This window comes from Streptosporangium sp. NPDC048886 (assembly GCF_055586905.1).
Genome location: NZ_JBVJHH010000005.1, coordinates 102,489 through 114,733, shown reverse-complemented (window position 1 = coordinate 114,733; position 12,245 = coordinate 102,489). Strand labels below are relative to the sequence as shown.

11 protein-coding genes are annotated in these 12,245 nt (G+C 73.2%); 6 read left to right on the top strand and 5 right to left on the bottom strand.

Annotation, left to right across the window (positions count from 1 at the left end):
• Nucleotides 1–17: 17 nt before the first annotated feature.
• Nucleotides 18–2,234, top strand: coding sequence for a galactose-binding domain-containing protein (locus ACZ6R6_RS07670; RefSeq protein ID WP_470091062.1), 2,217 nt, complete (start codon nt 18–20; stop codon nt 2,232–2,234).
• Between the two features lie 64 nt (nt 2,235–2,298).
• Entirely contained in the window at nt 2,299–3,546 is a 1,248-nt protein-coding gene (locus ACZ6R6_RS07665; protein ID WP_470091061.1) for an alpha-L-fucosidase, read from the top strand.
• 39 nt (nt 3,547–3,585) lie between these two features.
• Here ACZ6R6_RS07665 and ACZ6R6_RS07660 read toward each other — a convergent pair whose 3' ends face one another.
• From ACZ6R6_RS07660 to ACZ6R6_RS07645, 4 genes are read right to left on the bottom strand one after another with little or no spacing between them, the layout of a single operon-like run.
• Nucleotides 3,586–4,764: a (Fe-S)-binding protein gene (locus ACZ6R6_RS07660; protein ID WP_470091060.1), complete on the bottom strand. Its 1,179-nt coding sequence runs from the start codon at nt 4,762–4,764 to the stop codon at nt 3,586–3,588.
• Nucleotides 4,761–6,164 carry an FAD-binding oxidoreductase gene (locus ACZ6R6_RS07655; RefSeq protein ID WP_470091058.1) on the bottom strand — a complete coding sequence of 468 codons (1,404 nt, stop codon included), beginning with the start codon at nt 6,162–6,164 and terminating at the stop codon, nt 4,761–4,763. Before ACZ6R6_RS07655 ends, ACZ6R6_RS07660 begins: the two co-directional genes overlap by 4 nt.
• Nucleotides 6,165–6,214: 50 nt before the next feature.
• Nucleotides 6,215–6,979: an SDR family NAD(P)-dependent oxidoreductase gene (locus ACZ6R6_RS07650; RefSeq protein ID WP_470091056.1), complete on the bottom strand. Its 765-nt coding sequence runs from the start codon at nt 6,977–6,979 to the stop codon at nt 6,215–6,217.
• 14 nt (nt 6,980–6,993) lie between these two features.
• Nucleotides 6,994–7,149, bottom strand: coding sequence for a hypothetical protein (locus ACZ6R6_RS07645; protein WP_470091054.1), 156 nt, complete (start codon nt 7,147–7,149; stop codon nt 6,994–6,996).
• Between the two features lie 354 nt (nt 7,150–7,503).
• Between ACZ6R6_RS07645 and ACZ6R6_RS07640 the strand changes: the two genes are divergently transcribed.
• The 4 genes from ACZ6R6_RS07640 to ACZ6R6_RS07625 all read left to right on the top strand — a co-directional run bounded on the left by ACZ6R6_RS07640 (nt 7,504) and on the right by ACZ6R6_RS07625 (nt 10,932).
• Nucleotides 7,504–8,334, top strand: a complete 831-nt coding sequence (locus ACZ6R6_RS07640; protein WP_470091052.1) for a fumarylacetoacetate hydrolase family protein — start codon at nt 7,504–7,506, stop codon at nt 8,332–8,334.
• A gap of 99 nt (nt 8,335–8,433) precedes the next feature.
• Nucleotides 8,434–9,357 (top strand): zinc-dependent alcohol dehydrogenase, encoded by a 924-nt coding sequence (locus ACZ6R6_RS07635; RefSeq protein WP_470091050.1) that lies wholly within the window; start codon nt 8,434–8,436, stop codon nt 9,355–9,357.
• A gap of 13 nt (nt 9,358–9,370) precedes the next feature.
• Nucleotides 9,371–10,663, top strand: a complete 1,293-nt coding sequence (gene melA / locus ACZ6R6_RS07630; RefSeq protein ID WP_470091049.1) for an alpha-galactosidase — start codon at nt 9,371–9,373, stop codon at nt 10,661–10,663.
• Between the two features lie 2 nt (nt 10,664–10,665).
• The gene (locus tag ACZ6R6_RS07625) at nt 10,666–10,932 is read left to right on the top strand and encodes a hypothetical protein (protein WP_470091047.1); all 267 of its coding nucleotides are present in this window, start codon (nt 10,666–10,668) and stop codon (nt 10,930–10,932) included.
• Nucleotides 10,933–11,046: 114 nt separating this feature from the next.
• Here the strand turns inward: ACZ6R6_RS07625 and ACZ6R6_RS07620 are convergent, their stop codons facing one another.
• On the bottom strand, nt 11,047–12,072 hold the full coding sequence (locus ACZ6R6_RS07620; RefSeq protein WP_470091045.1) for an endo alpha-1,4 polygalactosaminidase: 1,026 nt from the start codon (nt 12,070–12,072) through the stop codon (nt 11,047–11,049).
• Nucleotides 12,073–12,245: the final 173 nt, after the last annotated feature.

Here is a 12,245-nt window from a genome sequence, read left to right as displayed (position 1 = left end):
GGAAGCAGGGGAACCCAGTGAACAGAGCGCTCGTACTGGCCGCCGCCGCGCTGGCCGCCGTGACCGTCCCCGCCCTGCCGGCGCAGGCCGCGCCGGGACCGAAGGTCCTCCACGCCGCGCCGGGCGGCTCCGGGCACGCCTGCTCGCCCGGCCGGCCGTGCGACCTGGCCTCGGCCAGGCAGGAGGTACGTAGGGCCCTGGCCAAGGGCAAGGACCGCGACATCCGCGTCCAGCTCGCGGGCGGCCGCTACCGGCTCGTCGAACCGCTGACCCTGACCGCCGAGGACTCCGGAGGCGAGGGCCACCCGGTCACCTGGGCCGCCGAGCCCGGCCAGACGCCGGTGCTGGACGGCGGCGCCGCCGTCACCGGCTGGCGGCGCGACGGCGACCGCTGGACGGCCCGGGTGCCGGAGGGCGTCACCCCGCGACAGCTCTTCGTCAACGGCGTGCGGGCCGTACGGGCCCGGGGCGAGGCGTGCGCGGCGAGCGTCTGCGACGCGACGGGGACCGGCATGACCGGGGCGGTCGCGGCCGGCGTCGCCGGCTGGCGGCGGCCGGTCGACGCCGAGGCCGTGATCCGGGTCCGGTGGCGCAACTACCACTGCCGGATCACCGGGGTCGACGGCGACACCCTGACGTTCGCCCAGCCCTGCTGGCGGAACTCCGCGAGCGGCACCGACCGGACCGGCCCCGCCTGGGACAGCACCACCGTCGACTCCTCCCGCTACAAGGGCGTCGCCTTCTTCGAGAACGCGGTCGAGCTGCTCGACCGGCCGGGCGAGTTCGTCTGGGACTCCGCCGCCCGGACCGTCACCTACCTGCCCCGGCAGGGGGAGGACCCGGAGACGGCGGTCACGCCGGTGACCGAGCGTCTGATGGTCCTCGACGGGGCGCGTAACGTGCGGATCGACGGCCTGACCTTCGCGCACGCGGCCTACCGGCAGCCCGATACCGACGAGGGTTACGCCGGCACGCAGGCCGGGCTCACCCTCACCGGCGCCACCGGCCCCGTGGACCACGCCGGCCGCCACTACACCAAGCCCGCCGCCGCGCTGACCGTGCGGGGCGGCCGGAACGTCGTGGTGGACGGCGCGGTCTTCACCCGCCTCGGCGGCGCCGGAGCCGTCCTCGAACGCGGCACCCAGGACAGCGCGGTCACCGCCTCGCGCTTCACCGACCTGTCCTCCGGCGCCGTCTACGTCGGCGACACCGAGCCCAACCCCGAGCCCGAGCTGGCCGGGATGCGCAACACCGTGTCGGGCAACACGATCACGCACACCGGTGTGGAGTACACCGACGCGGTCGGCATCTGGGCCGGTTACGAGGCCGGGCTCACGATCGACCACAACACGCTGGAGAAGCTGCCCTACTCCGGCGTCTCCGTCGGCTGGGGCTGGAACCAGCCGGAGGCGCAGCGGCCGGCGCTCCGGGACAACAAGATCACCAACAACCGGATCGTGGACGCCATGATGGTCGAGCACGACCAGCACGACGGCGGCGCGATCTACACCCAGGGCCCGCAGCCCGGCACGGTGATCTCCGGCAACTACCTCAACCGCTCGGCGTACGGCAACACCGAGCGTGACGGCAACGGCGTCTACCTCGACGAGCAGAGCTCCCACATCCTGGTGGAGGGCAACGTCATCACCCGGATCGGATACAAGTGGGTGTCCAACTGGGCCGGATACGGCATCGAGAACATCGCCCGGGGCAACTGGACGGACACCACGGCCCCGGAGCTGTCCGGCCGGGGCTCGCAGATGGTCGACAACCACACCTCGCTGGAGACGCTCCCGGCCGAGGTGGTCGCGGTGGCCCGGCAGGCGGGGGCCGGCGGCGGCGAGGTGGAGCAGCTCCGGCCCGACCTGGCGCGGGGCAGGGCGGCCGCCCAGTCCTCCACCGAGGGCACGGCGACCGCCGACCGGGTGGTCGACGGCTCCACCGCCACCGACTCCAGGACCAGGAGTGAGCCGGGCGCCTGGTGGCAGGTGGACCTCGGCTCCGTCCAGCGGATCGGCTCCGTCGAGATCTGGAACGACGCCTCGATGACCACCGCGGGCTTCGAGGTGCAGGTCGCCGCCACCGCCGACTTCGCCGGGGCCACGTCGGTGCCGGTCACCGGCCGGGCGCTGCGCCCCTCGCTGGTGGAGATCGGGGCCGAGGGGCGTCACGTCCGCGTCAGGCTGACCGGGACCGGCCGGGTGGGTCTGGCCGCAGTGGCCGTCCATCCATGAGCCCGTACGGCGGAGCGCATCCGGGCGCTCCGCCGTACCCGTTCCCGATCGGGGAGGATCCGTAATGAGCTGGTTCACCGAGGCCCGGTTCGGGCTGTTCGTCCACTGGGGCCTGTACGCCCTGGCCGCCCGGCACGAGTGGGTCAAGAGCTACGAACGGCTGGACGACGCGCACTACGACCGCTACTTCCGCCACTTCGACCCGGATCTGTACGACCCGGAGGTCTGGGCCCGGGAGGCGGCCGGCGCCGGGATGAAGTATCTCGTGGTCACCACCAAGCATCACGAGGGCTTCTGCCTGTGGGACTCGGCGCTCACCGACTACACGGCGGCGCGCACGCCGTACGGCAAGGACCTGCTCCGCCCGATGGTGGAGGCCTTCCGCGCCCGGGACATGCGGATCGGGTTCTACCACTCGCTGATCGACTGGCACCATCCGCAGTTCCCGGTCGACCTCTACCATCCGCAGCGTGACGACGAGGCGTTCAAGGCGGCCACCGCGCACCGCGACGTCGGCGAGTACGCCGACCACCTGCACGGCCAGGTCCGGGAGCTGCTCACCGGCTACGGCCCGGTCGACCTGATGTGGTTCGACTTCTCCTACCCGGGGCGCGGCTTCGGGGCCAAGGGGCGGGACGAGTGGCGCTCGCGGGAGCTGGCCGACCTGGTCCGGGAGCTCCAGCCGGGGATCATGATCAACAACCGGCTGGACCTGGGCTCCGGAGACTTCACCACTCCCGAGCAGGTGATGCCGCCGGGCGGCGTGGCGGGGGCCGTCCCGTGGGAGGCGTGCCAGACGCTCAACGGCAGCTGGGGCTACGACCGCGACAACCTCGACTGGAAGCCGGCCGACCTGCTGGTCCGGATGCTCGTCGACAACGTCTCCAAGGGCGGCAACATGCTGCTGAACGTCGGGCCCAACGGCCGCGGCGAGTTCGAGCCGCGGGCCCTGGACCGGCTGCGGGAGATCGGCGCCTGGATGCGGCTGCACGGCCGGTCCATCCACGGCGCCGGAGCCGCGCCCGAGTTCACCCCGCCCCCGGACTGCCGCTACACCCGCCGCGGGGACCGGCTCTACCTGCACCTGTTCGCCTGGCCGATGCGGCACGTGCACCTGGAGGGCCTGGCCGGACGGGTGGAGTACGCCCAGTTCCTGCACGACGCCTCCGAGGTCCGCTCCCTGGAGGTGGACCCCGAGCAGCCCGGTCACCTCTACCTGTCCGGCCTGCCGGACAGCACGCTGACGCTGCGGCTGCCGGTCACCCGGCCGGACGTCGCGGTCCCCGTCGTCGAACTCTTCCTGAAGAGCTGAACGGAGCCGCGCGGCGGGCGCGCCGTACGGGCGGGGCCCTCAGCGGTCGGCGGGCCTGACGGAGCCGGCCGCGAGCTCGGCCAGGTGCACCGCCCGCACGGCGGACCTCCGGCGGCGCAGGCCCTGTTCGAGCTGGCGGTAGCAGCCGGGGTTGACCACGGCCACGTAGTCGACCCCGGCCGCCTCGATCTCGTCGAGCTTGGCGTCGAGGATCCGCCTGCTGTCGCCGGGCCGGACGAAGGCGTAGCTGCCCGCCGCCCCGCAGCAGGTCCCCGCCGACGGCAGTTCGACGTATTCGCCCATCCGCTCCAGCAGCGCCCGGGGCTCGCGCCAGACGCCGAGGCCGTTGCGCAGGTGGCAGGAGTCCTGCAGGGCGATGCGCGCACCGGTCCGGGGGAGCTCCCGGGCGGTCCCGGGGCCCTCCGCGCCGCTCCCGGAGCCGGACTCGGTGGTCTCCGCGCCGGTGTCGGGGACGCCCCGGCCGGTCCCGGCGGTCTCCTCGCCGGTCAGGTACTCCGAGATCTCCTTGACCCGGTCGCGGCCGAGCACGTTGGCCAGGTGGGCGGCGCAGCCGCCGGAGGTGGTGACGATCGTGCCGGGCAGCCGCTCGCCCAGCTCCACGGCCATCTCCCGGCCGCGGGCCGAGTCGCCGTTGTGCGCGTGCAGCGCTCCGCAGCACCCCTGCGCGGCCGGGGCCGCCAGCTCGGGGTGGAGGCGCCGGGCGGCCCGGCTCACCTGCGGGTAGAGGGCGCGCTCGAAGCAGCCGAGCATCAGGTGCGGGCCGGAGGGGGCCGGGGAGGTGCGGGCCCGGCGGCGGAACAGGCCGGACCGGGCCGGGCGGGTGCGGGCATGGCGGCGGAACAGGCCCATCAGCCACACCCGCCGGCGGGCGTTCACCGCGAACATCAGCAGCCGGACGATCAGGGGACGGCGGCTGCCCTGCCACTGCCGGTCCCGCCACTCTTCGAGCAGCGCGCCGTACTGGACCCCGGCCGGGCAGACGGTCTCGCAGGCCCGGCAGCCGAGGCAGAAGCTCGACTCCTCCTGGAGCCGCAGGTCGTTGTCCGGCAGGGTGCCCTCCTCCAGGGCGCGCATCAGCGTGATCCGGCCGCGGGGGGAGGAGGTCTCGTCCTTGGTGAGCGCGTAGGTGGGGCAGGCGGGGAGGCAGAAGCCGCAGGAGATGCAGCGGTCGAGCAGTTCGGGGGTGAAACCGTTCACGAGCCCAGCTTTCCGGGGTTGAGGATGCCTGCGGGGTCGAAAGCGGCCTTGATCCGGCGGAGCAGCGCCATCTGGTCGGCGCCGAGCCGCTCGGTGAGATAGGGGAGTTTGGCGGCGCCGACCCCGTGCTCACCGGTGATGGTGCCGCCGAGCTCCATCGCGGTGCGGAAGACGTCGCCGAAGGCGCGGTGCGCGCGTTCGACCGCGTCGGTGTCGCCGGCGTCCACGACGCAGGTGGGGTGGAGGTTGCCGTCTCCCGCGTGGCCGAAGGTGGCGATCGTGAGGCCGTGCCGGTCGGCGATGGCGTCGATGTGGCCGACCATCTCGGCGATGCGCGGGCGGGGCACGCTGGCGTCCTCCAGGATCGTGACCGAGCCCAGCCGCGACAGCGCCGGCAGCGCGCACCGCCGGGCGGCTAGCAGCGCCTCCGACTCGGCCGCCGCGCCCGCGACGGTGGCCTCCAGCGCGCCCTCGCCGAGGCAGAGCTCGGCCATGCGGTCGAGATGGCGGCCGACGGCGGCGGCGTCGCCGTCGTCGCCGAACAGCAGCAGCGCCCCCGCGTCGGACCGGAGCCCGAGCCGGGCGTAGGACTCGACCGCCTCGATGCACTTGGCGTCCAGGAACTCCAGCGTCGCCGGGACGAGGCCGGAGCCGATGATCCGCGCCACGGCCCGGCCGGCGTCGGCCAGGGTGGCGAAGTACGCCAGGCCGGTGCCGCCGGCCTCCGGGGCGGGGGTGAGCGCGACCGTCGCCTCGGTGATCACGCCGAGGGTGCCCTCGGAGCCGGTGAGCAGGCGGGTGAGGTCGTAGCCCGCGACGTCCTTCCAGAGGCGTCCGCCGGTGCGGATGACCTCGCCGGTCGCCAGCACCGCCTCCAGGCCGAGCACGTAGTTGCGCGTGACGCCGTACTTGAGGCCGCGCAGGCCGCCCGCGCACGTGGCGATGGTGCCGCCGACCGTGGCCACGGTCCTGCTGCCGGGGTCGGGCGCGTACAGCAGGCCGTGCGCGGCGGCGGCCCCGGCCAGTTCGGCGGAGGTGACGCCCGGTTGGCAGACCGCCAGCAGCTCGTCGGCGCTGATCTCCAGGATGCGGTCGAGCCGGGTCAGCACCAGCACGATGCCGCCGGTGAGGGGGACGGTGGCGGCGCACAGGTTGGACCCGGCGCCGCGGGGGACGACCGGGACGGAGCGCGCGCCGGCCAGCTTGAGGACGGCGGCCACCTCCTCGGTGGAGCCGGGGTGGACGACGGCGCCGGGTCTGGCGGAGAAGAGCGGTGTGGCGTCCCTGGCGTAGGCGGCGACGTCCCCGTCGGCGTGCCGTACGTGGTCCGCGCCGACGATCGCGCGCAGCTCCCGCAGCAGGGTGGCGTCCAGCGGCTCCCCGTGTGAGGCGGTGTTCATGGGCCCTCTCTCCCTGGCGTACGGCCTCCTTGGCGTACGGCGGTGTGATATCACATGATCGCCAACTGGCCGCCGTCGATCACCAGCTCGGTGCCGTGGACGAACGCCGCGTCGTCGGAGGCCAGGAAGGCGTATCCGGCGGCGACCTCCTCGGCCAGGCCCGCCCGGCCCAGCGGGATGTGGTCGCGCTCGTAGGCGGAGACGAAGCCGTCGTCGAGCCCGGCCGAGATCGCCGAGTTCAGCGGGGTGCGGATGTAGCCGGGGCAGAGCGCGTTGACGCGGATGCCGTGCCGGCCGAGCTCGACCGCCATGGTCCTGGTGAGCAGGAGCACGCCGCCCTTGGAGGCGTTGTAGTGGGCGTAGTCCGCCTCTCCGCCGAGCCCGTTGGTGGAGGACATGTTGAGGATCACCCCACCGGACCCCTGCGCCACCAGGTGCCTGGCCACGGCCTGGGCGACCAGGAACATGCCGCGCAGGTTCACCGCGATGATCCGGTCCCAGTGGTCCGGGGTGATCTCCAGGAACGGCTCGCGCCAGGCGGTGCCGGCGTTGTTGACCAGCACGTCGAGGCCGCCCAGCGCGGCGACCGCGCCGCCGACCAGCCGGGCCACGTCGGCCTCGGAGCTGACGTCGCCCGGCAGCCCGCTCACCTCCCCGAGCGGGGCCAGCTCGGCCACCGTCCGGTCGACCTCGGCCTGGTCCAGCCCTCCGATGACGACCCGGGCGCCCTCCTGGAGGAACCTCCGGGCGGTGGCGGCGCCGATGCCGCTGCTGCCACCGCTGACCAGCACCCGCTTTCCCGACAACCCTCGCATGACGACCTTCCCCTTCAGCGCACCGCGCCGCGGGCGGCGACGCGTGGTCCGGTGACGGCCCGGCCGCCCTCGACGCCGTGCGCCGTGGCCACCTTCGCCATTTCGGCCACGTCGGCGCGGACCACGTCGAGGTCGATGACCGGTGCGGGGGTGTCGAGTTCGAGATACATCGGCGGGACCGTCCCTGTCGGCTGTACGGCGGATGCTGGTCGAAATTAGCATCAGTTCCGTAATCCGGTCCAACATTCTGTTATTCGGAATCAGCGGGCCGCGCTTGCCGACGAGGTGCGCTCTACGGCGGGTCGCGCCGCTCTGGCCCGGGCATCCGTCGGGGAGGGCGGTTGGGGCGGCGGGGAGGGGCGGCGCCCGATCCGCCGCCCGATCCGCCGTGCTTCCTGAGTCGCGACCCAGGACGACCGTTCTCATCTGGGATCTTTCCGCTGATGCTTGACAGTCGATCGCCCCGGGTGGTGTTCTGTCGCCTATTCAGAACTGCATTCTGCGATACGGAATAAGGGGAGTGGATGAGACTCGGCACGGTGCGCGCCGGAAGGGCCCGGCTGGCCGCGGTGGAGCGCGAGGGGCTCTGGTACGCGCTGGACGTCCCGGCCGGCACGCCGCTGGAGACGGTGCTGGCCGGGGGCGTCGAGGAGACCCGGCGGCTGGCGGCCTCGGCGGCCGAGCCGCTCGCGGACGCGGTGCCCGTGGCGCCGCTGCGGCCCGGCAAGATCGTGGCGATCGGGCTGAACTACCTGGACCACATCCGTGAGGCGGGGATGGACAGGCCGGGGCGCCCGCTGATGTTCGCCAAGTTCCCCTCCAGCGTGATCGGCCCCGGCGAGCCGATCGTCATCGACGGCGAGCTGACCGAGCGGGTCGACTGGGAGGTCGAGCTGGCCGCCGTCATCGGCGCGCCGATCCGGCACGCGAGCCCGGCCGAGGCGCTGGCGGGAGTGGCCGGATACACCGTGGCCAACGACGTCTCCGCCCGCGACCTGCAGTTCGCCGACGGCCAGTGGACGCGCGGCAAGAGCCTGGACACCTTCTGCCCGCTCGGCCCGGCCGTCGTGACCCCCGACGAGCTCGGCGACCCGCAGTCGCTCCGGCTGCGGACGGCCGTCAACGGCGAGACCGTGCAGGACTCCAGCACCGCGGAGATGCTCTTCGGCGTCGCCGAGCTGCTGTCCTACTGCTCCCGCGCCTTCACCCTCGAACCCGGCGACGTGGTGCTGACCGGCACCCCGTGGGGCTGCGGCGAGTTCATGGACCCGCGGCGCTCGCTCCGGCCCGGAGACGTCGTCGAGGTGAGCGTCGAGGGCGTCGGCACCCTGCGCAACCCCGTCGTCGGCAGGTGACGGCCACCGTGCCGACCCCGTGCCGCATCCGACCCCCTGGACAGGAGTTCCCGTGAGATACGCACATCCGGCCGGCGGCGAGCTCCGGTGAGGGCCCTGGTGTTCACCGGACCCGGCACCGTGGAGATGCGCGAGGTGCCCGAGCCCGAGCCGGGCCCCGGCGACGTGCTGGTGCACGTGGTCGCCTCCGGCATCTGCGGCAGCGAGCTGCACGGCGTCAAGGCGCCCGGTTTCCGGGTGCCGCCGCTGGTGATGGGGCACGAGTTCGCCGGCCGCACGGAGGACGGCCGCCCCGTCATCATCAACCCCATCCTCTCCTGCGGCCGCTGCGACCTGTGCGCGCTGGGGCTGCGCAACGTGTGCCGGGAGCGGCGGATCGTCGGGGTGCACACGCCGGGCGCGTTCGCCGAGCGGGTCGCCGTGCCCGCCGGCGCGCTGGTCCCGATGCCCGAGGGGCTCGGCTGGACGGCGGCGGGCATCGTCGAGCCGGCGGCCAACGCCGTCCACGCCTGGGCGCTGGCCGGCGCTCCGGCGGGGGCGCGGGTGGGCGTCATCGGCGCCGGCGCCATCGGCCTGGCCTGCCTGCAGGTCGCGGTGGCGGGCGGGGCCGGGCGGGTCGAGATCGCCGACCGGTCCGACAGCCGCCGCGAGATCGCGAGCCGGCTGGGCGCCGACGCGGCCGTGTCCACGCTGACCGGCGAGTACGACGTGGTCTTCGACGCGGTCGGCGCGGCCGCCACCCACGAGCAGTCGCTGGCCCGCCTGCGGCCGGGCGGGGTCGCGGTCTGGCTGGGCCTGGCCGACAGCACCGCCGGATTCGACGCCGCCGACCTCGTGCGCGGCGAGAAGCGGGTGCTCGGCTCCTTCGCCTACCGCGACGCCGACTTCGCCGCCGCGGTGGACCTGGTCGGCGGCTGGGACCTGAGCTGGGTCGACACCTTCCCGCTCGCCGAGGGCGCCGAGATCTTCACCGCGCTGATGAACGGCCGCACCACCCCCGTCAAGGCACTGCTCACCCCCTGAATCGAGGTATCCCATGGCCCGGATCGTCCTGGTGGGCGCCGGTAGCATCACCTTCGCCAAGAACCTGCTCTCCGACATCCTGACCTTCCCCGAGCTGACCGAGTCGACGATCGTGCTGCACGACATCGATCCCGCGCGGCTGGCCACGGCCGAGGCGATGGCCACCTGGATGGTCGCCGAGCTGGGCGTCGGAGCCAAGATCGAGGCGCACGCCGACCGCAGGGCCGCGCTCGACGGCGCCGACTACGTCATCAACGAGATCGCCGTCGGCGGGCTGGCCGCCGTACAGCGTGACTTCGAGATCCCCGCCCGGTACGGCGTGCGCCAGACGATCGCCGACACCCTGGGCATCGGCGGGATCTTCCGGGCGCTGCGCACCATCCCCGTGATGGTCGCCATGGGGCACGACCTCGCCGAGCTCGCCCCCGGCGCGGTGCTGTTCAACTACACCAACCCGATGTCGATGATCCCGTGGGCGGTCTACGCGGGCACGCCGTTCCGCAACGTCGTGGGCGTCTGCCACGCCGCGCGCGACACCCAGTCCACCCTGGCCAGGATGGTCGGCGTGCCGGAGGAGGAGATCTCCTTCACCACCGCGGGCGTCAACCACCAGGCGTTCGTGCTCCGCTTCGAGCGGAACGGGGAGAACCTGTACCGCCGGCTGGACGAGCTCATCGAGGCCGGCCCCGAGCTGCGGCGCAGGGTCCGCGTGGAGGTATACCGGAACTTCGGCTACTTCCCGACGGAGTCGAGCGAGCACGGCTCCGAGTACCTGCCCTGGTTCCTCCCGCACGCCGACCAGGTCGAGCACTACCGCATCCCGGTCGGCGTCTACCTTGACTGGCTGGCCGACGGCTTCGCCGAGTACGAGTCGCAGAAGCGCTCCCTCGACGCCGGCGAGGGCGTGACCATCGAACGCGGCGACGAGCTGGCCTCGCTGGCCATCCACTCCATGGAGACCGGCACCCCCCGCCTCATCCACGGCAACGTCCGCAACGGAGGGCTCATCGCCAACCTCCCCGCCGACGCCTGCGTCGAGGTGCCCTGCCACGTGGACCGGGCGGGGGTGCAGCCGACCAGGATCGGCGAGCTGCCCGCCCAGCTCGCCGCGCTCAACAGGAGCACGCTCAACGTGAGCGAGCTGACCGTGAAGGCCGCCCTGGAAGGCCGCCGCGACCACGTCTACCAGGCCGCCCTGCTCGACCCGAACACCGCGGCCACCCTGCCGGTCCAGCGGATCCGCGAGCTGGTCGACGAGCTGATCGCCGCCCACGGGGACCTGCTGCCCGAAGGCGTCAGGGACTGACCGTGTGCACTCCGGATCTACCGCTGTCCCGCTACCGTCCCGTCTCCCGGCTCCGGGTCCCCGTCCACCACGTCGACCGCGCCCGCCTGCCCGCCGTGGACGCCCACATCCACCTCGGCCGCCGGCTCACCGAGGACGGCGACTGGATGGTCAAGGACGACCCGCCGCTGATGGGCCGCTGGACCATCAGCGGGCCCGACCTCCCCGACGACGTGCTGAGCCAGGTCTACACCGGCAACGCGCTCAGGCTCGTACCGAGGCTGGCATGAACGTCCGGGCGCTGACACGGGCCGTGCCGGCGCTCCGGCGGCGGCACGGCGCCGAGGGTGGGCCGGAGCCGGCGCGCCCGCTCCCGGTGGTCCGGGAGCGGGCGTCCGGCCGGGTCAGCGGCAGGGCTTGTACGGCTGGTTCTTCAGGGAGTAGTCGGAGGCCTTCTTGATGGCGTTGAAGTTGAGCGCGGCGGCGTTCGCCTTGGCGCAGAAGCTCGACGGCGAGGTCTTGTACTCCACCTGGAAGACCGGCTTGCCGGCCTGGACGAAGGGCTTGAGCTCGGCGCACTCGCCCCATTGGAAGCACTCCTCGTTGACCGCGTAGTCGAAGCTCGACACCAGGTCGGAGACCTGGCTCAGGTCGTTCTTGAGCGCCGCCGACAGGCCGTGCCGGTGCGCCATGTCGGCCAGCGCCCGGTTGTAGACGAGCTGGGTCGCCGCGCTGATCTTCCAGCCGGTGACGGAGGCCCCCTCCTCGTGCGCGTGCACGACGTCGAACTCCACGCCGTCGAATCCGGCCGCGGCGCACTTGGCGACCCTGGCCTCGATCATCCGCAGGAGGAAGTCACGCTGTCCCTTGTCGTTGTTGATGTTGGCCCAGCGCTCGTTGGGGAACTCCGCGCTGAAGGGCTTGCCCAGCAGGGAGTTGCCGTGGCTCTTGTGCCAGTCGACGAACTGCTGGTAGTCGGGGCGGAACTCCTCGATCGACCCGGAGTCGACGTAGCAGATCGCCTTGGCGCCCCGCGCGTGGATCGCCTTGACGGCCGCCGTGTTGACGGTCGTGTTGTTGCCGGCGACGGCGGCGTCCACGTAGAGGTCGATGTCGAACACGCTCGGCCGGACGCAGGCGCCGCCCGTCTGCGGGGTCACGCAGACGGCGACGTCGATCCCGCCGGTCGCCGCGTGGGCCGTGCTGCCTTCGAGCTGGTACTGCCAGCGGCTCTGCACCGGAGGGCGCCAGACGGCCGCGCTCGCGGCGGCGCCGGCCGGTGCGGCCGAGGCGGTGGCGGGAGCGGCGGCGTCGGCCGAGGCGGTGGCGCCGAGGGCCGTGACCGAGGCCAGGAGTACGGCCGCCGCCGCGGCCAGCCGGCCGGCGAGGCGGAGCGGGGCCGGGCGGAGCGCCCGGGAATTGACCAACAAAGTTTCCTGCTTTCCGTATAGCGGAATCAAATTCTGTGATCAAGGAAATCGGGACGGAGGTGAGCTTGTCAACTCCGCGGCGGTCCCGGCGGACGCCTGCGGGGAGGGGTGGGCCGGTGGACGGCCTGCCGGCGCGCCCTGTCCCGTTCCACAAATGGCCAGGTTTTTCAACG

Excerpts from the sequence above, each read along its gene's own strand:
- melA (WP_470091049.1), top strand. The coding sequence starts at position 9,371 with ATGGCCCGGATCGTCCTGGTGGGCGCCGGTAGCATCACCTTCGCCAAG.
- ACZ6R6_RS07665 (WP_470091061.1), top strand. The coding sequence starts at position 2,299 with ATGAGCTGGTTCACCGAGGCCCGGTTCGGGCTGTTCGTCCACTGGGGC.
- ACZ6R6_RS07655 (WP_470091058.1), bottom strand. The coding sequence starts at position 6,164 with ATGAACACCGCCTCACACGGGGAGCCGCTGGACGCCACCCTGCTGCGG.
- ACZ6R6_RS07650 (WP_470091056.1), bottom strand. The coding sequence starts at position 6,979 with ATGCGAGGGTTGTCGGGAAAGCGGGTGCTGGTCAGCGGTGGCAGCAGC.
- ACZ6R6_RS07640 (WP_470091052.1), top strand. The coding sequence starts at position 7,504 with ATGAGACTCGGCACGGTGCGCGCCGGAAGGGCCCGGCTGGCCGCGGTG.
- ACZ6R6_RS07645 (WP_470091054.1), bottom strand. The coding sequence starts at position 7,149 with ATGTATCTCGAACTCGACACCCCCGCACCGGTCATCGACCTCGACGTG.